The 20,290-nt window shown below is 71.9% G+C and carries 20 protein-coding genes; 11 read left to right on the forward strand and 9 right to left on the reverse strand.

Features of this window, described 5'->3' with window-relative positions:
- Positions 1–40: 40 nt before the first annotated feature.
- Together ACTWLT_RS03365 and ACTWLT_RS03370 are read left to right on the forward strand one after the other, a co-directional pair.
- Complete coding sequence (locus ACTWLT_RS03365; RefSeq protein ID WP_252419552.1) at positions 41–361, forward strand: PadR family transcriptional regulator; 321 nt, start codon at positions 41–43, stop codon at positions 359–361.
- 16 nt (positions 362–377) lie between these two features.
- Positions 378–1,472 carry a hypothetical protein gene (locus ACTWLT_RS03370; protein ID WP_445317087.1) on the forward strand — a complete coding sequence of 365 codons (1,095 nt, stop codon included), beginning with the start codon at positions 378–380 and terminating at the stop codon, positions 1,470–1,472.
- 33 nt (positions 1,473–1,505) lie between these two features.
- Here the strand turns inward: ACTWLT_RS03370 and ACTWLT_RS03375 are convergent, their stop codons facing one another.
- Complete coding sequence (locus ACTWLT_RS03375) at positions 1,506–2,615, reverse strand: RICIN domain-containing protein (RefSeq protein ID WP_445317088.1); 1,110 nt, start codon at positions 2,613–2,615, stop codon at positions 1,506–1,508.
- 347 nt (positions 2,616–2,962) lie between these two features.
- Between ACTWLT_RS03375 and ACTWLT_RS03380 the strand changes: the two genes are divergently transcribed.
- Together ACTWLT_RS03380 and ACTWLT_RS03385 are read left to right on the forward strand one after the other, a co-directional pair.
- Positions 2,963–5,266 carry a M64 family metallopeptidase gene (locus ACTWLT_RS03380; RefSeq protein WP_445317089.1) on the forward strand — a complete coding sequence of 768 codons (2,304 nt, stop codon included), beginning with the start codon at positions 2,963–2,965 and terminating at the stop codon, positions 5,264–5,266.
- 93 nt (positions 5,267–5,359) lie between these two features.
- The gene (locus ACTWLT_RS03385) at positions 5,360–5,632 is read left to right on the forward strand and encodes a hypothetical protein (protein WP_252419504.1); all 273 of its coding nucleotides are present in this window, start codon (positions 5,360–5,362) and stop codon (positions 5,630–5,632) included.
- A 29-nt stretch (positions 5,633–5,661) separates the two neighbouring features.
- On the opposite strand, the gene ACTWLT_RS03390 is transcribed toward ACTWLT_RS03385, so the two are convergent.
- On the reverse strand, positions 5,662–6,207 hold the full coding sequence (locus tag ACTWLT_RS03390; RefSeq protein ID WP_445317090.1) for a hypothetical protein: 546 nt from the start codon (positions 6,205–6,207) through the stop codon (positions 5,662–5,664).
- 273 nt (positions 6,208–6,480) lie between these two features.
- On the opposite strand from ACTWLT_RS03390, the gene ACTWLT_RS03395 reads away from it, so the two are divergent.
- From ACTWLT_RS03395 to ACTWLT_RS03405, 3 genes are all read left to right on the forward strand, one after another.
- Positions 6,481–6,888, forward strand: a complete 408-nt coding sequence (locus tag ACTWLT_RS03395) for a GntR family transcriptional regulator (protein WP_445317091.1) — start codon at positions 6,481–6,483, stop codon at positions 6,886–6,888.
- A 97-nt stretch (positions 6,889–6,985) separates the two neighbouring features.
- Complete coding sequence (locus ACTWLT_RS03400; protein ID WP_252419501.1) at positions 6,986–7,876, forward strand: ABC transporter ATP-binding protein; 891 nt, start codon at positions 6,986–6,988, stop codon at positions 7,874–7,876.
- Complete coding sequence (locus ACTWLT_RS03405) at positions 7,873–8,862, forward strand: ABC-2 membrane transporter-related protein (RefSeq protein WP_252419500.1); 990 nt, start codon at positions 7,873–7,875, stop codon at positions 8,860–8,862. The genes ACTWLT_RS03400 and ACTWLT_RS03405 overlap by 4 nt, the downstream gene beginning before the upstream one ends.
- A gap of 49 nt (positions 8,863–8,911) precedes the next feature.
- On the opposite strand, the gene ACTWLT_RS03410 is transcribed toward ACTWLT_RS03405, so the two are convergent.
- Complete coding sequence (locus ACTWLT_RS03410; RefSeq protein WP_445317092.1) at positions 8,912–10,000, reverse strand: DNA glycosylase AlkZ-like family protein; 1,089 nt, start codon at positions 9,998–10,000, stop codon at positions 8,912–8,914.
- Positions 10,001–10,159: 159 nt separating this feature from the next.
- Here ACTWLT_RS03410 and ACTWLT_RS03415 point away from each other — a divergent pair, with 159 nt between their 5' ends.
- On the forward strand, positions 10,160–11,770 hold the full coding sequence (locus ACTWLT_RS03415; RefSeq protein ID WP_445317093.1) for a metallopeptidase domain-containing protein: 1,611 nt from the start codon (positions 10,160–10,162) through the stop codon (positions 11,768–11,770).
- A 68-nt stretch (positions 11,771–11,838) separates the two neighbouring features.
- On the forward strand, positions 11,839–12,183 hold the full coding sequence (locus ACTWLT_RS03420; RefSeq protein ID WP_445317094.1) for an avidin-fold protein: 345 nt from the start codon (positions 11,839–11,841) through the stop codon (positions 12,181–12,183).
- A 35-nt stretch (positions 12,184–12,218) separates the two neighbouring features.
- On the opposite strand, the gene ACTWLT_RS03425 is transcribed toward ACTWLT_RS03420, so the two are convergent.
- The 5 genes from ACTWLT_RS03425 to ACTWLT_RS03445 all read right to left on the reverse strand — a co-directional run bounded on the left by ACTWLT_RS03425 (position 12,219) and on the right by ACTWLT_RS03445 (position 18,095).
- Entirely contained in the window at positions 12,219–13,478 is a 1,260-nt protein-coding gene (locus tag ACTWLT_RS03425; protein ID WP_252419496.1) for an ROK family transcriptional regulator, read from the reverse strand.
- Between the two features lie 112 nt (positions 13,479–13,590).
- Complete coding sequence (locus ACTWLT_RS03430) at positions 13,591–14,694, reverse strand: substrate-binding domain-containing protein (protein ID WP_252419495.1); 1,104 nt, start codon at positions 14,692–14,694, stop codon at positions 13,591–13,593.
- Positions 14,695–14,745: 51 nt separating this feature from the next.
- Entirely contained in the window at positions 14,746–16,044 is a 1,299-nt protein-coding gene (mmsB, locus tag ACTWLT_RS03435) for a multiple monosaccharide ABC transporter permease (RefSeq protein ID WP_252419494.1), read from the reverse strand.
- Positions 16,041–17,588 carry a multiple monosaccharide ABC transporter ATP-binding protein gene (gene mmsA / locus ACTWLT_RS03440; RefSeq protein WP_445317095.1) on the reverse strand — a complete coding sequence of 516 codons (1,548 nt, stop codon included), beginning with the start codon at positions 17,586–17,588 and terminating at the stop codon, positions 16,041–16,043. The genes mmsB and mmsA overlap by 4 nt, the downstream gene beginning before the upstream one ends.
- Before the next feature lie 51 nt (positions 17,589–17,639).
- Entirely contained in the window at positions 17,640–18,095 is a 456-nt protein-coding gene (locus ACTWLT_RS03445) for a hypothetical protein (protein WP_445317096.1), read from the reverse strand.
- 28 nt (positions 18,096–18,123) lie between these two features.
- On the opposite strand from ACTWLT_RS03445, the gene ACTWLT_RS03450 reads away from it, so the two are divergent.
- Together ACTWLT_RS03450 and ACTWLT_RS03455 are read left to right on the forward strand one after the other, a co-directional pair.
- Positions 18,124–18,504: a hypothetical protein gene (locus ACTWLT_RS03450; RefSeq protein ID WP_445317097.1), complete on the forward strand. Its 381-nt coding sequence runs from the start codon at positions 18,124–18,126 to the stop codon at positions 18,502–18,504.
- A gap of 67 nt (positions 18,505–18,571) precedes the next feature.
- Positions 18,572–18,994 carry an acyl-CoA thioesterase gene (locus tag ACTWLT_RS03455; RefSeq protein ID WP_252419491.1) on the forward strand — a complete coding sequence of 141 codons (423 nt, stop codon included), beginning with the start codon at positions 18,572–18,574 and terminating at the stop codon, positions 18,992–18,994.
- A gap of 12 nt (positions 18,995–19,006) precedes the next feature.
- On the opposite strand, the gene ACTWLT_RS03460 is transcribed toward ACTWLT_RS03455, so the two are convergent.
- Positions 19,007–20,182, reverse strand: coding sequence for an alcohol dehydrogenase catalytic domain-containing protein (locus tag ACTWLT_RS03460; RefSeq protein WP_445317098.1), 1,176 nt, complete (start codon positions 20,180–20,182; stop codon positions 19,007–19,009).
- Between the last annotated feature and the right edge of the window lie 108 nt (positions 20,183–20,290).

Here is a 20,290-nt window from a genome sequence, read left to right on the forward strand (position 1 = left end):
CATACATCGATGATCTATCTATAGTGCCGGCATGCCAGGCATGCGCGAGCCGACGTTCCTCATCCTCACCGCGCTCGCCAACGGTCCACGGCACGGCTACGGGATCGTCCGTGAGGTCGCCGACCTGTCGGCCGGGCGGGTCACCCTGCTGGCCGGCACCCTCTACACCGCCCTGGACCGGCTCGCCGCCGAAGGGCTGATCGCGCACGACCACGACGAGACCGTCGACGGGCGGCTACGCCGCTACTACCGGCTCACCGGCGGCGGCATCACCGCACTCGAGGCGGAGACGGCCCGGCTCCGCCAGCTCACCACCGCCGCCGAGGCGCGGCTGCGTCACCTGCGTTCCCGCCCCGCCTGACCTTGGAAGGATGGCCATGCCGACGACCGAGGTGTTGGCCCGCCGGTACCGGCGGTTGCTGCGCTTCTATCCCCGTGACTGGCGACGGGCCCGTGCGGCGGAGGTGATCGCGCTGCTGCTCGACGCGGCACCGGCCGGCCGCACCCGGCCCACCGCCCGGGAGGCCGTCGACCTGGTCCGGGCCGGGCTGCGCTGCCGGCTCGGCCGCCCGGCCAGCCGCACGGTCGTCGCGTGGGCCGCGCTCGCCACGGTCGTCTGCGGTCTCTTCGGCGGCGCGTTGGCCAGCCGTGCCGCCTGGGAGACCTCTCGGCCCCAACCCGACCGGGCCGAGGCCGCCGCCATCCTGAGCGAGGTCTTCCCCGGCCACGACCTCGGTGACATCGAGATCCCGCCCGCGCTCTTCGTCGTCTACGGGCACCCGCTGACCCTGCGTAACGTCAGGTCGGTGCTGCTCGGCGACGGCGGCGAGTATCAGGAGAGCGCCACCGGCGCCGGTGCCACCGGCGCACCGCCGGTGCCCGCCGAGCAGATCGTCGCGGTGGCCCGGCAACGCCTGACCGATGGCGGCTGGCGGGTGTACGACCCGGAGGTGTCCGGCGGCGTGGGCTGCGCGGACAAGCTCTGCGCGACCCCGATGGAGATCACCGACACCACCCTGGTCGCCCGACGTGGCGACACGATCCTGAACGCCTCGATCTCCTCCCAGACCGCCGTCGACGCCACCTACCTGGCGGTCGAGCTGCACCGGGCGCCACCGCCGGCCGTGGTCCCGGCCGGGGTGCTCGGCGCGCCGCTGGGAGCGGCGGCCGGTTGGCTGGTCTTCGGCTGGGCCAGCCGACGCACCGAGGGGCGCCGGGTGAACGGCACGGCGGCGAGCATCCTGTTCGGCGTGACGATGGTGCTGTGGTGGCTGCCGGTGCTGCTGACCGCGCCGTACCTGTTCACGCACCACCTCGCCGAGCCGCACCCGGCGTGGCACCCACCGTGGGAGTGGCTGGGCCAGCCGACGGCCTCGCTGCTGTTCCTGGTCGGCGCGGTGTGCGCGCTGCTGGCGCTGGGGCTGGCCGCGGGGCCGCGCCGGGACCGGTCCCCCGTGGCGCTGGTCGGCTGACCCGCGCGCCACCGGGGAACCGGCCCGCGACCGCTACCGCACGGCCCAGCGCTGGGCGCCGGTGCCGTTGCAGGTCCAGAGCTGGACCCTCGTGCCGTTGGCCGTGGCGGAGGACGCCACATCGACGCACTTGCCGGCGGCGGTGAGCACGATCGCCCCGTCCGCGCGGAAGGTGAAACGCTGCGCGCCGGTGCCGTTGCAGGTCCAGATCTGCACCGTGGTGCCGTCGGCGCTCGCCCCGCCGGCCACGTCCAGGCACCGGTCGCCGTAGACCCGCAGCTCCCCGGCGGCGGTACGCGTCCAGCGCTGGTTGGCGCCGCTGTGGCAGTCCCAGATGATGGTGGGGGCGCCGGGGGTGGTGCTGGCGCCGGAGACGTCGAGGCAGCGCCCGGAGTTCGGGTTGACCAGGCCGACGGGGCTGCCGACCGGCGGTCCGGCCGGCGCGATGAGGCTGCCGGGCACGGATCGCAGCGCGTCGTACCAGCGGGCCGCCATCCTGTCGTAGCCGCCGGCGTTCGGGTGGACGCCGTCGGCGAGGTCGGCGGTGGTGAGGGCGGCGTGCATATCGACCAGGTGCACCCGCCCGCCCTTCTGCGCCACGATCCCGGGGATCGCCGCGTTGTACGCCTGCACCCGCGCCTCCCGGGTCGGGTCGGTCTCCGGGGTGATGGTGGCGACGAAGAGCTCCGCCTCCGGTGCCGTCGACCTGATCTTGTCGATGAGGGCGGAGAGCCGGGCCGGCGCGTTGGCCAGGTCGTGGTTCTGGTTCACGTCGTTGGTGCCGATGTGCAGCAGCACGGTACGAGGGGTGGTTGCCTGCAACCAGGCCACGATGGTGGCGTCGAGCTGGTCGATGCGCCAGCCCGAGTGGCCCTCGTGGTCGTGATCGCCGAGGCTGGCGGGCCCGTTGTACTGCGAGCCGACGAAGTCGACGGTGTAGCCGCCGCCGGCCAGCCGCTGCCACAGGTTGATCCGGTACCCGCCGGGCACGTTGAACCCGTCGGTGATCGAGTCACCGAGCGGCATCACCCGTACCCCGCCGTTCGACTCGGCCTGTGCGGGTGCGACCTGGGCCAGCGCCAGCACGGCACCGAGGACGAGCCCGAAGCCGCCGGCGGCGGCCCGTCGTGCGTTCCATCGCATGGTCGATCCCTCTCCTCACCGGTCGTCCAGGGACCTCGGTGGTGGTGCCGTCCGCCGAAAACGACGCCCACAGCTGGACGTATCCATCGATGCTTGGCTATGGCCGGGTGGTCCGGGCCGACCGGGCGCGGTCGGGAGCCGAACGCCGTGCTGGCTGCGCCGAGCGGTCGACCGGCGCCGCCCGCCCCGGCGGCCGGCGTCACGCTTTCCATTCAGGACGGCAGAGGGTTATGCGCCGGCCGGCGCCCGGGTACGGTCCAGATGACCGCGGTCACGGCAGGCGCGGACGACGGCGCCCCCGCGTCCAGTGCCCGATCGGGCCGGCCGGCACACGGAGGGGAGCCCAGGTGCGGATCAGAGCGGGGTTGTGCGTCGCGGTGATGCTCGCGACCGGGATGGTCACCGCCACACCGGCCGCCGCCGCGCCGGCCGACAGCGCCACCGTGGTGCCGATCCAGGTCACCGGCGACCCGGCGAAACGGTTCAACCTGGTGCTGCTGGGCGACGGCTACACCGAGGCCGACCTGCCGACGTTCCGGTCGCACGTGGAGCGGCACCTCAACACGCTGTGGACAATCGAGCCGTTCAAGTCCTACCGCAGCTACTTCAACGTCTACGCCGTCGAGATCGCCTCCGCCGAATCCGGGGTGGACTGCGACCCCGGCCTGTCCGCGCCGCAGCGGGACACGGCGCTGGACATGGGCTTCTGGGGTGGCTGCAACCCGGCGAGCGTGCAGCGGCTGCTGACCGTCGACGGCGCGGCGGCGAACGCGTACGCCGACCTGGCCGCCGGGACCAACCCGGGTAACCGGCAGCTGATCGCGCTGGCCAACAGCGACACCTACGGCGGCGCGGGCGGCCGCAACGCGACCGCCTCCGGCGGCAACGCCCTCTCCGCGCTGATCAGTCCACACGAACTCGGGCACTCGCTCGGCGAGTTGCAGGACGAGTACGACTACTACGGCCGTGGCGTGCCCGGTGACACGTACACCGGGCCGGAGCCCGACTCGGTGCACCACACGGTGCTGACCGAGCAGCAGATGCGCGACACCCGGGCCAAGTGGTGGCGCTGGCTGGGCGAGCCGAGCGAGTCCGGCGGCACGATCGGTCGCTACGAGGGTGGGCTGTACCTCCAGCGCGGGGTGTGGCGGCCCAGCCGGCACTCGATGATGAAGTCGCTGGGCTTCTACTTCGACCAGGTCGCCCGGGAGCAGATGACCGAGCGGATCGCCGCCCGGGTCGGCATCCTGGAGGGCGGCACGGCCACCGGCCAGCCGGTCGGCGCGGACCGGGTGCTCTGGGTGGACACCCTGCACCCGGTGAGCCACGCGCTGGCCGTCAGCTGGGCGGTCGACGGCAGGGCGGTGCCGCGTACCGGCAATGCCCGCCACCTGGACCTGCGGAAGCTGCGGCTGGGGCCAGGGCGGCACACGGTCACCGCCACGGTGACCGACCCGACCTCGTTCGTCCGCGACCCGGCGGTCCGCAGCTCCCCCGCGCTGACCCAGATCCGCTCCTGGACCGTGGACACCGGAGCGCACACCCCGCCGGTGGCCGAGCCGCTGACGATCACCGGGTCCACCGCCACGGACCGACCGGTCGGCGCGCGCGACGTCGTGTACGTACGGACCAGCCAGCCCTCCGACCGCGTGCCGGGCGTGCGCTGGTCGCTCGACGGCCGGCCGGTGGCCGACGCCGGCAACGATCGGGACCTCGACCTGGGCAGCCTGCGCCTGTCGCGTGGCACCCACCGGCTGACCGCCCGCGTCAGCGACCCGGTGACCCGGGAGGCGGTGACCCGCACCTGGACGGTCGACGCGACCCGGCCCGAGGTCGGGTACGCCGTCTCCGAGCCACTGCTCACCACGACCCGGCCCGGCCGGCCAACCGAGTACGTGTACAACGGCCCGTTCACCATGGGGTTGACCGGCACCGACGACGGCACCGGGCAGGTGACCTCGGAGTTCCGGCTCGACGGCGACGGCTGGCACAACTACTACGGCTGGCCGACCGACGCCCGGTCGCCGTTCCTGTTCACCGCCACCGGCACCGACGTGGACGGCCTGGTCTACGGCAACCTCGGCTCCGGCGGCCTGTCGGTGTCCCCGTTCGCCGAGCGGTCCCCCGGCTACGGCCGGCACACAATCGAGTACCGGGGCATCGACGCCGTCGGCAACGTCGGCGCGGCCCGCTCGTTCGTGGCCACGCTGATCCCGTCGCCGCCGGCCTGCACCAGCGTGGTCTCCGGCCGGCACGCCGGTCCCCTGGTGGTGACCAGCGGTGTCACCTGCCTGCGAACGGCGACCGTGTCGGGTCCGGTGACCGTCCGACCCGGCGCCGCCCTGGTCGCCGAGCGGTCCTCGATCGCCGGGAGCCTCGTGTCGACCGGCGCCACCGCCGTCGAGGTGCTGAACACCGACGTGCGGGGCGCGGTGACGCTGGCCGGCACCACCGACCACGTCACGGTGGTGGGGGCGCGGGTGAGCGGTCGACTGGTACTGAGCGGCGCCGGCACCGCGACGGCGCCGATCCTCTCCGGCGGCCAGGTGGGCTCGCTGGTCTGTTCGGGGTCCGGCCCGGCGCCGGTCGACCTCGGCTCCCCGACCACGGTGCGCGGCGCGACCTCGGGCCGGTGCGCGCACCACGGCTGACGCGCGGATGCCCGCCACCAGGCGTGAGTCGGACGGTGGCGGGTAGGCGAGCGCCCGGCGGGATGGTCGGCTCCCGCCGGGTAGGAGGCCGCGATGAGCACGTACCGGGATGACCAGGGCGACACGTTCCCCCCGCCGGAGGCGGACGCCCTGGAGCAACGACAGGACGCGGTCGACACAGGGCCGCCGGACCGGATGTCGGGTGACGTGGACCCGGAGGCCACCGAGGCCGACCTGGCCGAGCAGGGTGCCCTGCCGGGGGGCACGCTGGAGGACGCGACGTCGCTGCCGGCCGACGCCAACGCGGCGGACGTCCTCGAACAGCGTCAGGAGATCCCCACCCGCGACGAGGGCCGCCGAACGTGACCGCACGGGGCACGACGGTCTGAGTCGGGTCATTCGGGCTGCTGCAACCGGCGGTTCCACCAGCCCGGCCGGCGCCGCGCGATGTCGCGCAGCCGCCAGTGCTCGGAGTGCTGGGTCACGATGAACAGCGGCACCAGGCCGAGCGTCAGCAGCGGCAGGTAGCGCGGCGCCGAGCGGTTCTCCAGCAGCGACCCGGCCAGGGCGGCCACACCCGACACGTACAGGATCGGGTTGTAGAACGGCATCAGGTCCGGCCCCAGCCCTTCGCACTCACGCAGCCACGGCAGGCCCAGCCGGGTTCGCCGGCGCGGCCAGCCCCGCAGGTGGGCGAGCACCGCCGCCAGTCCGGCGCCGTTGCAGAGGGCGAACACGGCGTCGCTGGACGCCGGGCGGGTGGCGGCCGTCCGCCACAGGGTCCCAGCGCCCACGGCCCACAGCCCCGCGGCGGGCACCGGGCCCAGGACGGAGGCCGCCGGCATGCCGACGCCGGCGCCCAACTCGAAGAACACGTGCGCGGCCAGGCCGGCCGCGGCGAGCCGGGTCAGCGGCCGACGGGCCGCCGGATCCGCTCGCACCCGGCTTCCGCCCGTCCACCCGATCCGGCTCGACCCCACGGCAGGACCCTTCCGCAGTACGGCATCTCGGCTCGTCGCCGGTCAGGCCCCCGACCAGCCCGATCGCGGTACCCGCTCCGATCGGGCCTACACGCCGTGGCCGGCACCCGCCCACCTGGCGCCGGAGTCCCCCGTTCGCGTCGACTCACCGTGGCGCCCTTGACAGCGGTCGCACTCCCCGTGAAGCTGTCTATTAGTCCTACTGTCGTAGGACAACAGGAAGGATCGTCTCGAGTGATCGAGTTCTTACTGGACAGCCGGTCGAAGGTGAACACCTACATGCAGCTCGTGCAGCAGGTGAAACAGGCGCTGCGGGTCGGCCTGCTCGTGCCGGGCGACCAGTTGCCGAAGGTCCGGGACGTCGCGCAGTCACTGGCGATCAACCCGAACACCGTGCTGAAGGCGTACCGGGAGCTGGAGATCGAGGGTCTGGTCGGCGGCCGACCGGGGGTGGGCACGTTCGTCCAGCGCACCCTGGCCGGCGCGTCCCTGCCCAACCAGGCCGAGTTGCGCGAGGACCTGGTCGCGTGGCTGCACCGGGCGCAGGCCGCCGGCCTCACGGCCGAGGACGTCATCGCCCTGGTGGAGACCACGCTGCGAGCCACCCTCGCCGACGACACCCCGCAGAAGGAGCCCGCGTGAGCGAGCGCGGCGAGCGAAACCTCAGGCACAGCGAGCGAACCAGCAGCCGTGCGCGTCACCGCACAGCGGTGGCCCGAGCGGAATGAGAGGACAGAGGATGGACATGGTCTTGGAAGCCGACCGGCTGGGCAAGCGGTACGGCAGCACCTGGGCGCTGCGGGACTGCTCCCTGCACGTGCCGGCCGGGCGGATCGCCGCGCTGGTCGGGCCGAACGGCGCGGGCAAGAGCACACTGCTGCACCTGGCCGTCGGGTTACTCAAGCCCGACGCGGGCGCGATACGGGTGTTCGGCAGATCGCCGTACGGCGACACGGAGGGCCTGGCCGACATCGGGTTCGTCGCCCAGGACACCCCGCTGTACCGGGACTTCACCGCCGCCGAGCTGGTGATCGCCGGCGGCAAGCTGAACCGGCGGTGGGACGGGGCGCTGGCCCGTACCCGGCTGGCCCAGCTCGGCATTCCGCCCGACCGGCCGGTCGGCAAACTCTCCGGCGGGCAACGGGCCCAGGTGGCGCTCGCCCTGGCACTGGCCAAACAGCCCCGGCTGCTGCTGCTCGACGAACCGGTCGCCAGCCTCGACCCGCTGGCCCGGCGGGAGTTCCTCCAGTCGCTGATGGGCAGTGTCGCGGACTCCGGGACCACGGTCCTGCTCTCCTCGCACCTGCTGGCCGACCTGGAACGGGTCTGCGACTACCTGATCGTGCTCAACGCCGCCCAGGTGCAGCTCGCCGGCACGGTCGACGACCTGGTGGCCGGGCACCGGCAGCTGGTCGGCCCGCGGCACGACGGTGGCGCGATCGGGGGCGTCGCCGCCGTGGTCCGGGCCAGTCACACCGACCGGCAGTCCACGCTGCTGGTCCAGACCGACGGGCCGATCACCGATCCCGCCTGGGCGGTACGCGAGATCGGCCTGGAGGACGTCGTCCTCGCCTACCTGGCCGACGGTGTCACGCAGACCAGTCACAGCGAGTGGGGGGTGCCGGCATGATCTGGCTGACCTGGCGGCAACACCGCAAGCAGGCGTTCTTCACCCTGCTGGGGTTCGCGGCGCTCGCCGCCCTGATGGTGCCGATCGGCCTGTCGATGCGGCACAGCTTCGCGGACCTCGGGCTGGCGGACTGTGCACGCCAGCTCGCCGACACCAACGTGGCGGCGGCGACCCGGGACACCTGCGACGCGGGCTTCCGCCGCTTCACCAACCGGTACGGCAGCCTGAACCTGGTGGCCGTGCTGCTGCTCACCCTGCCCGTGCTGGTCGGCCTGTTCTGGGGTGCCCCGCTGGTGGCCCGCGAGGTGGAACACGGCACACATCGGTTCGTCTGGACCCAGGGCGTCGGCCGCACCCGCTGGGCGCTGGTGAAGTTCGGGCTGGTCGGCTCCGCCGTGGTGGTCCTCGCGGTCGGCTACGGGCTGGGCATGTCGTGGTGGGTCGAGCCGCTCACCCAGGCCGCACACGAGGGACGGCTCGGCATGGTCGTCTTCGACCTCCAGGGCGTCGTCCCGATCGGGTACACCCTCTTCGCCGTGGCGCTGGGCGTCTTCGCGGGCACAGTGTGGAAGCGGATGCTGCCCGCCATGGGCATCACGTTGGCCGGCTTCATCGGCGTACGAGCGGCGGTGGAGGTCCTGGCCCGACCGCACTACCAGCCCGCCCGCACCCAGACCTTCCCGATCGAGGGGGACGGGCCCCTGGAGGTCAGCCGGGGGGACTGGATCCTCACCCAGGGCGTCCGGAACCCCGACGGGACGATGATCGCGGAGGACACCCGGATCCAGTGCCCGCCCGGTGGAAAGGGGCCGGACGGGCGGGCCTGCGGAGCCGAGCTCGGCATCGAGCCCGGCGCGTACAACTGGCAGCTCTACCAGCCGGCGGACCGGTTCTGGCTGTTCCAGGGCATCGAGACGGGGATCTTCGTCGCCCTGGCCCTGCTCCTGCTCTACCTCGCCGTCCGCCGGGTCCGTCGGATCGCCTAGCACCACGACGCTGGTCGCCGGGGCGCACGACGGCCCCGGCGATCACGCCTCAGCGCAGGCCCTCGGCGGTCAGTTTCAGCCAGGTCGCCAGGTCGTACAGCTCGTCGTGCACGGCCCGGGTCACCTCGCGGGTGAAGGGCACGTCCTCGTGGACGGCGTGCACGGTGAGCGTGCCGCGCCGGCGGTCCGCCGTGGCGTCGATTTTCCCGACCAGCCGGTCGCCGTGCAGGATCGGCAACGCGAAGTAGCCCCACCGTCGGCTGGCCTTCGGCTTGTACATCTCCAGCACGTACTCGTACTCGAACAGCTCCGCGAGACGGACCCGGTCGTGCACCAGTCGGTCGAAGGGCGACAGCACCGCGGTACGCCCGGTGAAGGGTTGCCCGAGCGCGGCCGGGTCGACGCGCCAGACCCCCGGGACGCCCTCGACGACCGCCGGCTCACCGGCGTCACCCACATCCGCCGGCTCGCCGGGGACGACCACCGCCTTCTCCCGGGCGATGCCCAGCGCCCGCAGTCGCCGCTCGTTGCGAAGCCGGTGCGCCTGTTCCAGCGGGACGACGGGCGTGCCGGGCGGGTAGACCCGTTCCGCCACGTCCCAGAGTCGCTGCCGGCCCTGGCGGCCGGCGATCGCAACCTCGCCGCGCAGGACCAGGAACTCCAGCATCTGGGTGACGTTGCGGTTGTTGGTCCACCCCGATGACGGCCACGGCACCACGCACGTGTCGGGGATGTCGCGGGAGAGCAGCGGCCCGGAACGGCCGAGCAGGTCGAGCACCTCGCGGCGGAACGAGTCGTTGCGGCGCAGCCACTCGCGTGGCCGCTCGTGCGTGGGCCAGGCCGCCATGGCGGCGAGGTAGAGACCCAGGTCGTCCATCGGCCGCACCATCGCCTGATGCTCGAAGAGCGTCCGGTCGCGTTCCAGAGACCGCTGCAAGTCGGCCGGCTGGTACGACGGGCCGAGCCGGCTCCAGGCGACCAGGTCCGCGCTCGGCGCGACGGCGGCCGTCGGGTCGATCTGCAGGAGCGTCAGCTGACGCACCACCGCCAGCAGGTCGGTCGGCCTCGGGGCGGCGAGGAGTTGCGCCCGGACGGCGACCCTCCGTGCCTGCGCCCGATCGAGCTGGTGCACCACCACGCCGTCGAGCCTAACGGCGACGCCCCGGCGCCGCGTCGACCGGCGAAGTCGGATTCCGGCCCGTCGCCAACGCGACTGAAAGTGCCCACACGATCACTGGGAGTGCTCCGATGTGGACCTCAGGACCGGGTCGGCCGGGCCACAGGGATGGGAGTGCGTGTGAAGTCCAGAATCCTCCGTCGGGTCGCCGCGTCGGCCGTGGCGCTCGCCTGCGCCGCGCTGGGCGCCGTGGCGCTGCCGGCCGCCCCGGCGACCGCCAGCCCGATCCGCAACGCGACCGCCTGGTCGGTGCTGCTGTGCAAGTTCAGCGACAAGCCTGCCGAGCCGAAGACGCCGGCGCACTTCGCCAACTTCCTCACCGCGGCCGGAATCGGCACCGGCGGGGTGGCGGACTACCTGGCCGACCAGTCCGGCGGGCGGGTGTCGCTGGCGGGCTCGGTCGTCCGGGGCTGGTACACCATGCCGTACACGCTGGCGCAGTTCCAGTCGATCGACCGGTGGACGCGGATCCAGCGCTGTGTGGACACCGCCGCGGCGGCCGGCTACGGGGTGCCCGCCGGCAACCGCATCGCGGTCATGCTCAACGACTGGGTGGATTCCGGGGCGGCCGGCGGTCGGGTGCTGCTCGACCCGGGCGCGTGGAACGTCGGCTTCGCCGCGCACGAGATGCTGCACGGCTACAACCTGGGGCACTCGTTCTCCAACGACACCACGTACCAGAACGCGCCATGGTCCCAGCCGGGCGAGTACGACGACCCGTGGGACGAGATGAGCGCCATGCACATCTACGCCTTCGGCACCGCGAACTACGGCACCAGCGCCGTCGGGCTCAACGGACCCCACCGTGACGAGCTGGGCTGGCTGCCGAAGAACCGGGTGTTCACGATGGCCGCCGACGGGGTGGCCTCGCGAACCCTGACGCTGGCACCGCTGGAGGTGCCGGCGGCGAGCGGCCCGCAACTGGTGCGGATCCCGTTCGACCCGGCCGACCTGTTCCACTACTACACCGTCGAGTTCCGCCGGAAGACCGGCTGGAGCGCCGGCATCCCCGCCGACACCGTGCTGCTGCACGAGGTCCGCAACGGCACCCCGACGCTGCTGCGTACCGGGCCCGGCGGCGGGCCGGCGCAGTCGCTCAACGCCAACGGCGTCCAGATCGGCGTGAACTGGCTCTCCGGCAACGCCGCCTCGGTGACCGTGACCACCGACGTGGTCAACCGTTGCCTGCAGGGGTACGTCTGGCGGGAGGCCCGCCCCGGTGACGTGGTCTGTGTCACCGGCGCCACCCGCAGCCAGGTGTGGGCGGACAACGCCGCCGCGGCGAGCCGCTGGGTGAACGGCCCGTACGGGCCGCACACCTGCGTCGCCGGCTACGTGTGGCGCGAGGCGTACGCCGGGGACGACGTCTGCGTCATCGGGGCACAGCGCACTCAGGCCGCCGCGGACAACGCCGCCGCCGCGGCGCGGCGCAACCCGGCGCGGTTGGTGTCCGGCCCGAACACCTGCGTCAGTGGGTACGTCTGGCGCGACGCCGACCAGTCCGACTACGTCTGCGTGACCGGCACGACCCGCTCTCAGGTCCTGGCGGACAACGCGGTCGCCGCCAGCCGCTGGGTCAGCGGCCCGTACGGGCCGCACACCTGCGTCGCCGGCTACGTGTGGCGCGAGGCGTTCCTCGGTGACGACGTCTGCGTCACCGGCACCCAGCGCAGCCAGGCCGCCGCGGACAACGCCGCCGGTCCCGGTCGGGTGCTGCGCCCGGCAGGCTGACCGATGGCGCCCCCGGTGGCTGGCCACCGGGGGCGCACCGGCGACGCGGCCCGGGTACGTTCGGCGCCATGACGATCTCGTTGGACGGGCGCCGCTTCGCCGCCGTGGCCGATGTCGTCGCCGGCGAGGTCGGCACCGAGACCGTGTTCGCCTACCACGAGAGGGCGGACGAGGTCTGGGCCGAGTACGCCGGCGGGTCCATCCGGCGCGGTCACCTCGTCGGCACCCGTGACGGCGATCGGTTGGACTTCCGGTACGTCCAGCTCAACACCGACGGCCAGACCTCCTCCGGGCACTGCGTCTCCGAGGTGTCGGTGCTGCCCGACGGCCGGCTCCGGCTGAACGAGAGCTGGTCGTGGGAGTCCCGACCGGGCAGCGGCACCAGCGTGGTGGAGGAACTGCCGCCGCTCTGAGGGACTCGTCGCCCTGGGGCCGACGGCTCGACGGGCTAAGCCGGGTCGGCCCCGGGCTGACCCACGACGCCGACGTTCAGCGGATCGGCCAGCAGCTTGTCGAAGGCCAGTTCGGCGGCACCGATCAGGACGGCGTCGCGGCCGAGTGCCGCCGGCTCCAGGCGCAGGTGCTCACGGGAGACCGGCAGGGGCATCGCGTCCAGCCGGCTGCGGACCGTGTCCGCTCCGGCGGTGAAGATGTCGCGCAGCGAGCCGCCGAACACCACGGCGTCCGGGTTGACCACGTTGACCAGGTTGGCGACGCCGAAGCCGAGCCAGTCGGCGACCCGCTCGACCGCCTCACGGGCCGTGCGGTCGCCGTCCGCCGCCGCGCGCAGCACCTCGGCCACCGCCGCACGGTCGGCCGGGTCCCGGCCGGCGTGCCGCAGCAGCGCCGCCTCACCGATCTCGGTCTCCCAGCACCCGCGTGAGCCGCACCCACAGGGCAGCCCGTTCGGGTTGACCACCATGTGGCCGACCTTGCCGCTGTGGCCCCGGTGCCCGATCACGAGCCGGCCGCCGATGATGAGGCCGGCGCTGATGCCGAGGTCACCGTGCAGGTAGATGAGGTCGTCGACGCCGGCCGCGACGCCACGGACGTGCTCGGCCAGGCCGGCGATGTCGGCCAGGTCGCCGGCCACGAAACCCGGGCCGGCGGTGAACTCGGCCGCCAGCGCGGCGCCGAGGGTCTCGTCGACGCCGGCTATCCGGATCCGGCCGTCCCGGTCCCGGGTGGTGTCGGTGACCGCGACCGCGCCGCCGACCAGCAGGGCGTCGGCGGCCACGGAGCGTTCCATGTCGCGGACGAGGTCGGCCAGCGGCCCGACGGCGTCGACCACCGACGTGCCGGGACGGCGGGCGACCTCGCGAAGGTCGAGGATGCTGCCGCCGAGGCCGACCCGTGCGGCGCGCAGCCGGTCCGCGTCGATGCTCAGCGCGTGCGCGTAGACGCGGTCGGAGCGCGGGCTGACCACCAGCGACGGGCGACCGGCGCGGCGCGCGGTGGTCGGCGCCTCCTCGGTGACCAGGCCACTCGCGACGAGGTCGGCCGCGAGCGCGCCGATGGTGCTGCGGTTGAGGCCGAGCCGGCTGGTCAGCTCGGCCCGGGACGTCGGACCGTGCAGGTGGACGTAGCGCAGGACGGCGCCGAGGTTCTGCCGCCGGATCTCCTCCTGGCTCGCGCCGGGAGCCGCGGGTTGCGGGGATTCGGGGTTGCGGCCGACGCCGGATGGCCTGAACCGGACGGGTGTCTCCACGGTCAGGCCTCCTTCCGGGTCGGTGGCGGGTGGTGCGGGGGTGCCAGGACGACGATGGGTCCCGGACGAAGAGATCCGGGACCCATCGGCGTTGCTGCCTACCGAGCGGTGATTACTTGGTGAGCGGCGCGAGCTTCGGGTCGTTGGCGTACGCCTCAGCCGCGTTGGCCTTGGTGACGGCGACCGGCGGGAGCAGGTACGTGTCGACGACCTTGCTGCCGTTGTTGTAGGACTTGGTGTCGTTCACCTGCGGGGTGTTACCGGCCTGGAGAGCCTTGACCATGTTGATGGTCTCCTTGACCAGGTTCCGCGTGTCCTTGTTGATCGTCATGTACTGCTCGCCAGCGACGATCGACTTGACCGACTCGACCTCGGAGTCCTGGCCGGTGACGACCGGGGTCGGCTTGCCAGCACCCTTGACCGAGGTCAGGATGGCGCGGGCCAGCGTGTCGTTCGGGGAGAGGACGCCGTCCAGCTCCTTGTTGCCGTAGGTCGAGGTCAGCAGCTGGTCCATGCGGGCCTGCGCACCCTCGGCCTTCCAGCCCTGGATGGCGGTCTGCTTGACGTCGGTCTGCTTCGAGGCGACGACCACGTTGCCCTTGTCGATCTCCGGCTTGAGCACGCTCATCGCGCCGTTGAAGAAGACACCGGCGTTGTTGTCGTCCGGCGAGCCGGAGAACAGCTCGATGTTGTACGGGCCGTTCGGCTTCTTGGCCTTCATGCCGTCCAGCAGGGCCTGGCCCTGGAGCTGGCCGACCTTGAAGTTGTCGAACGCGACGTAGTAGTCGAGGTCCGGCGTGTTGGTGATGAGCCGGTCGTACGCGATGACCTTCACGCCGGCGGCGTGGGCCGCGGCGACCTGGGTCGACAGCTGCGCGGCGTCGGTCGCGCCGATGACGATCACCTTGGCGCCCTTGGTGGTCATGGCGGTGATCTGGGCCTGCTGGTCGGCCACCGTGGTCGACGCGCCGGCGTACTGCACGTCAGCCTGGAAACCGGCCTCCTTGAGACCGTTGGTGAAGAGGTCACCGGCGAGGACCCAGTTCTCCGAGGTCTTGGCCGGCAGGGCCACACCGATCAGGGAGTTCGCCGGGAAGCCCTTGGCCGCCTCGCCGCCGGAGCCGCTGTCGCCGTCACGGCCGGAGCCGCAGCCGGCCAGGGCCAGCATGGCAGCGGCACTGATGGCCACCACCGACGTGCCGAAGAATTTACGCATGTGAGGACTTGCCTTTCTGAAAGTTGGAACGGGTGGAGAGGTCGGTGGCCGTCAGCCGGACACCGCTGCCTTGGCGGGCTCGCGCTCCGCGTCCGGCGGTGAGGCGGGTGGGGCGGAGTCTTCGCGACGGAACGGTCGCATCAGGCTCCCGATGATGGAGAACCGCCCCTGGCTCTTGTTGTAGACGTCGATGGCGACGGCCAGCAGCAGGACCAGGCCCTTGATGATCTGGACGCGGTCGGTGCCGACGCCCATCAGTTGCAGGCCGTTGTTGAGCACGGCCATGACGAGACCACCAACGATCGAGCCGCTGATGGTGCCGATGCCGCCGGAGACGGCCGCGCCACCGATGAAGACCGCGGCGATGGCGTCCAGTTCCCAGCCGTTGCCGTCCTGCGGTCCGGAGGCCGCCGAACGGGCCACGAAGATCATGCCGGCCAGGGCGGCCAGGACGGACATGTTCATCATGACGAAGAAGTTGACCCGCTTGAGCTTCACGCCGGACAGCTCGGCCGCCCGGGAGTTGCCGCCCACCGCGTAGATGTGCCGGCCACCGGCCGTGTTGCGGGTGTAGAAGGAGTACGCGATCACCAGGACCAGCAGGATGATGCCGGAGATCGGGAAGCTGGTGCCGACGCGACCGCTGGCGAAGCGCAGCGCCGCGAAGGCGATCACCCCGACCATGATGGCCATCCGCAGGATCGAGATCCACATCGGCGCCGGGTCGGCGTCCATCGCCCGACGGGTCTTGCGGGCCTGGATCTCGCGCCACACCACGGCCACCGCCGCGGCCAGGCCGAGCAGCAGCGTGGCGTTGTTGTAGCCGGTGTTCGGACCGAACTCGGGCAGGAAGCCGGAGCCGATCTCCCGGAAGCCCTCCGGCACCGGGATCGTGTTGGCGTTACCGATGTACTGGTTGCCACCGCGGAACAGCAGCATGCCGGCCAGGGTCACGATGAACGCCGGAACCCCGATGTAGGCCACCCAGAAGCCCTGCCAGGCGCCGATGATCGCGCCGATGGCGAGGCCGAACAGGATGGCGACGGGCCAGGGCAGCGACCAGTCGGCCATCGACTTGGCCACCAGGATGCCCGCGAAGGCGGCGACAGAGCCGACCGAGAGGTCGATGTGCCCGGCGACGATCACCATGAGCATGCCGATGGCCAGGATCAGAATGTACGAGTTCTGCTGGAACAGCGCGATCAGGTTGTCCGACCGCAGGGTGAGGCCATCGGTCAGGATCTGGAACAGGACGACGATCGCCACCAGGGTGAAGATCATCCCGAACTGGCGAGCGTTGGAGGTGGTGCCTCCGAACAGGTTCTTCTGAAGGTCCTTCAATCGGCTCATCGTGTCAGCATCTTCTTCGTCGAGGTCATCTGCTTCATGAGGTTTTCCGGGGTGGCGTCCTCGCGGGCGATCTCGCCCGTGATGGAGCCTTCGAACACGGTGTAGATGCGGTCGCAGAGCCCGATCAGCTCAGGCAACTCCGAGGAGATGACGACGACGCCCTTCCCCTGGTCGGCGAGCCGCTGGATGATGCCGTAGATCTCGTACTTGGCACCCACGTCGATGCCGCGCGTCGGCTCGTCGAGGATCAGCAGGTCCGGGTCGGTGAACATCCACTTCGCCAGGACGACCTTCTGCTGGTTGCCGCCGGAGAGCTTCGAGACGCTCTCGTCGACCGTCGGGGCCTTGGTCCGCAACTCCTTGCGGTACGCCTCAGCCGCCTGGTACTCCTCGACCTCGTTCAGGACGCCGTGGTGCGAGATCTTGGACAGCTTGGCGGCCACCGTCGACGACTTGATGTCGTCGAGCAGGTTGAGGCCGATCGCCTTGCGGTCCTCGCTGACGTACGCGAGCCCGTGGTCGATCGCGTCCGCGACCGACTTCAGGACGATCTCCTTGCCGTCCTTGATGATCGTGCCCGACTCGAACACCCCGTAGGAGCGGCCGAAGACACTCATCGCCAGCTCCGTGCGGCCCGCGCCCATCAGGCCGGCGAAGCCGACGATCTCGCCGCGACGCACCACGAAACTCTCGTTCTTGCAGACCTGCCGCTCGGCCGAGATCGGGTGCCGGACGTTCCAGTTGCGGACCTCGAAGAAGACCTCGCCGATCTTCGGCGTGTGGTCCGGGAACCGGCTGCTCAGCTCACGGCCGACCATGCCCCGCACGATCCGGTCCTCGTCGACGCCGTCCGCCTTGACGTCCAGCGTCTCGACGGTCCGGCCGTCCCGGAGGATGGTGATCTGGTCCGCGATCGCCTCGATCTCGTTCAGCTTGTGCGAGATCATGATCGAGGTGATGCCGCGCGAGCGGAAGCCGCGCAGCAGGTCGAGCAGGTGCCGCGAGTCAGCCTCGTTCAGCGCGGCGGTCGGCTCGTCCAGGATGAGCAGCTTCACGTCCTTGGCGAACGCCTTGGCGATCTCCACGAGCTGCTGCTTGCCGACACCGATGTCCTTGATCAGGGTGTCCGGGTTTTCCTCGAGACCGACCCGGGCCATCAGGTCCAGCGCCATCCGGTTGGCAGCGGTCCAGTCGATCGCACCCCGCTTGCGCGGCTCGTTGCCGAGGAAGATGTTCTCGGTGATCGACATGCCGGGGATCAGCGCGAGCTCCTGGTGGATGATCACGATGCCGGCGTTCTCGCTGGCGCGGATGTCGGAGAACCGCGTCTCCGCGCCCTGGTAGATGATCTGGCCGTCGTAGGTGCCGTACGGGTAGACCCCGCTGAGGACCTTCATCAGCGTGGACTTGCCCGCACCGTTCTCGCCGCAGATGGCATGGATCTCGCCGGCGCGAACCACCAGGTTGACGTCGGAGAGGGCCTTGACTCCGGGAAACTCCTTGGTGATGGAGCGCATCTCAAGGAGGATGGGCACGTCGCTCATCGCTCGTACCACCTCGCCAACGTCATCGGTTGCCTCCGGAAGGTTTGACCTTCACTCGGTTTTGTTGTTGACGGCAACGTATTGCGGCGGGAGGCCCATCCGCAAGGCGAGGGCCTGTTGAAAATGTAACAATCCGGCAATATAGACGTAGCGCAGTGTTCGCCTGCCCCAGTCGCCCCGGCCGCCACTCACGGCACCCCGGGAACGCTCTCCGCCCTGACGCCGGCCGGGCGGATCCGGATGATCGACCCCGGCCGCTGTCCGCAGGGCCGCCACCAGGCACGACCGGTTCGCGGCCGGCGCAGGGTAGCCGCCACGGGCGCCCCTCCGCCATCGAGCGTCCATGATCATTGAGGTCGCCGAGCACCGCGCGGCGGGGAGTCCGGCCGGCCAGGCGGCGACGATGTGATCCACACCGCTGGTCAGGCCCCCTGGCGTGGGGCCGTTTCTCCTAGAATCCGGACAGTCGGGCACCAGGGTGATGCCGACCCCTTCGGCAATCGCCACGCCGCACGCGTCGCCGGAGGAAAGCGATATGACCGCACGACCCGATGCACACGGCGACCAGCACGACCCGGCTCGGTCGCGGTACGTCGCCGGCGTCCTGGCCCTGGCCGTCCTGACGGTCGTCATCTTCGCCGGCGCGGACCGCCTGCCGCCGGTGGTGCGGACGGTCCTCGGTTTCAGCGTCATCTTCTTCGTCGGCGCCCTGGCGTGGGTGGGCTCGGCCGTGCGCCGGCGGGGCGGGGCCGAGTCGGCGCGGACGACGGCGAGCATCCTCAACGCCTACGCCGTCGCGCTGCTGGCCGCACTGGTCGGGTACTACCTCCTCCGGGACCGGGAGTGGGCCTGGCTGGTCGGGCTGCTGCCGGCGGCCGTGTGCGTGGTGAGCGCCTGGCGGGTCGCCCGCGCCTGACCCGACCGGCCCGACCGGGTGGAGCGCCACCCGATCCGCGGCGATGGAGCCTCGCTACCCTCGGCCCATGGCAGATCCGTTCCGGGTACGCATCACCGTCCGTGGCTACGAGCTGGACACGCAGGGGCACCTGAACCAGGCCGTCTACCTCCAGTACGGCGAGCACGCCCGGTGGGAGTGCCTGCGCGCCGCGGGCATCGCGCAGGACCGGCTCCTGGCGGCCGGCGTGGGGCCGGTCGCCCTGGAGGTCACGCTGAAGTACCTGCGGGAGCTGCGCGGTGGGGACGAGGTCGACGTGTCCTGCCAGTTCCACTGGAGCGAGAGCAAGGTGTTCCAGATCGAGCAGGACTACACCCGCGTGGACGGCACCCCGGTCGCCAGGCTGACCGGGGTCGGCGGGCTGCTGGACCTGTCGGCCCGACGGCTGGTGCCCGACCCGCGCGTACGGTTCCGGCAGCTGGCCACCGATCCGGGGCCGCTCAACCTCTGAGGCCGGCCGTCGTCAGGGGTGCAGCACGGCCTTGATCACCCCGTGTTCGCGGCGGTCGAAGCTGCGGTACAACCCGGGTGCGTCGTCGAGGCCGCCGTGGTGGGTGACGATCACGCCGGGCCGGGCCCGGCCGGCGACGACCATGTCCCGCAGCAGCACGGTGTAGCGGCGGTCGTGGGTGCGGCCGAACCGGACCGTGACGCCCTTGCCGAACAGCGTTCCCCATGGTGCGACCAGGTCCTCGTGGGCGCTCGCACCGGGTCGGGGGTGCGGATCGTTGTTCGGGTACACACCGGCGACCGCGATCGCGCCGACGGGGTTGACCAGCCGCGCCGCGTCGGCGATGACCTGGTCGGGGCGTTCCTGGTCGGGCCGTTCCCGGTTCCTGGCCTGGAACCCGACCGCGTCGATGACCTTGTCGATCCCGCCCAGCTTCTCCTCGCCGAGGGGCAGCCCCGTCCGAGCGCGGTCCGCGCGGATCTGCTCGACCGGGTCACCGTGTCGGAAGTCCACCGGCACCGCGCCGATCTCGCCGGCCTTGTCGAGCCGGGCGTCGACGCCGTCCACGCAGTACACCACCCGGGCGCCGCGGATCAGCGCCGAGTACGCGCTGAGCAGGCCGATGGTGCCCGCACCGAACACGGCCACCGTGTCACCGGGCTCGACACCGGCAAGGGTGGCCGCCGCGTGCCAACCGGTGACGAACGCGTCGGCGAGCAGCACGAAGTCGTCCTCGTACGCGTCCCCCGGCTCACCGGGCACGGGTACGCAGTTCGCGTCGGCCCACGGCACGCGCAGCAGATCGGCCTGGGCACCCCGGTAGGTGCCCATCCCGGCGTAGCCGTACGCCGCGCCCGGCCCCTCGGCGCGCACACGGAGGCAGGCCGCCGACAGGCCCCGGGCACACATCACGCACGTTCCGCAGAAGAGGTGGGTGGGGATCACCACGCGGGTGCCCGGGCGGACGGTCTGCACGGCGGCGCCCACCTGCTGCACGACGCCCAGCGGCTCGTGACCGAGCACCATGCCGGGTTCGGCGCTGGTCCGCCCGTCGTACATGTGCAGGTCGGTGCCGCACAGGGCGGTGGAGGTGATCCGCACGAGCGCGTCGGTCTCGGCCTCCACCATCGCGTCCGGCACCTCCCGCACCGCGACGGTGCGCACGTCCGCGTAGACCACGGCTCTCATTCCGACTCCCTCACCGGCGGCAGGGACCCGTCCTTCCCGGGGCCGGTCGGTTCATGCCACCGGCCCACAGGTCGAGCCCGCACCGGTCGTGCCGGGCGGCGTCGAGCG

Source organism: Micromonospora yongxingensis (genome assembly GCF_052601155.1).